The sequence below is a fragment of the Neoluteolibacter marinus genome (assembly GCF_014904755.1).
GTDB classification, from domain to species: domain Bacteria; phylum Verrucomicrobiota; class Verrucomicrobiia; order Verrucomicrobiales; family Akkermansiaceae; genus Haloferula; species Haloferula marina.
On record NZ_JACZFQ010000143.1, the window covers coordinates 1 to 750 of the forward strand.

Consider the following 750-nt stretch of genomic DNA (forward strand, 5'->3'; position numbering starts at 1 on the left):
GTGGAGTGATGGTGTCGATGATCTGTCCGTCGGTGAACGCATCCCCGTGCCACCGGAAATGAGAAGCGAGGTCGCCGGGGGCCTTGGTGACCCGCGAGCCGACGATGAACCGCAACCCGGCCGCATCCAGCTCCTTGAGGTTCGATGAGGAGAGCATGCCCGCGTCGGCGACCACCACGATGTCGGCCAGGTTGTGGCGCTGCTGGAACTGCTCGATGATCGGCAGGATCGTGGCGGTCTCGGCCTTGTCGCCCTCGAAGCACCCCACCTCCAGCGGGAACCCGGCACGGTCCACGAGCAGCCCCACGACGACCTGCGGGTCCACGCGCCGCTCCTTCGAATAGCCGACCTTGCGCAGCTCGTCCTCCTGCTCGGCCTCGAAGTAGAGGGTGGTTACGTCGTACAGGACCAGCGACAGGTCCCCGTGCCCGGCGGCGTGGGCGAAGCACGCCGCGGCGACCTGGTCGCGGTAGCCGCGTTCCTGGGCCCGGGCCAGGCACCGGAACATCGTGCGCAGCGACGCGTGCGGCACACCGAGCTCGTCCAGCACCCGCAGCGAGTCGGCCTTGCTCGTGGGTTCCACGATCCGCGCCAGCACCAGCGCCTTGAACGCCTCATCGCCCAGGGCATCGAACCCCAACCTGGCGTACGCGCTGGTCAGCACGTGCCACAGCAGTGCGCTGCACTTGCCGGTGATCACCGACTGCCCCGCCGGCACCGCGCCCGCGCTCAGGTCGAGCTCGCCCTGAC

The 750-nt window shown here is 69.1% G+C and carries 1 protein-coding gene; it reads right to left on the reverse strand.

Annotated features, from left to right (window positions below; all coding sequences use genetic code 11):
* On the reverse strand, positions 1-750 hold a 750-nt coding region (locus tag IG178_RS24195), incomplete at both ends, for an IS1634 family transposase (protein ID WP_226895737.1).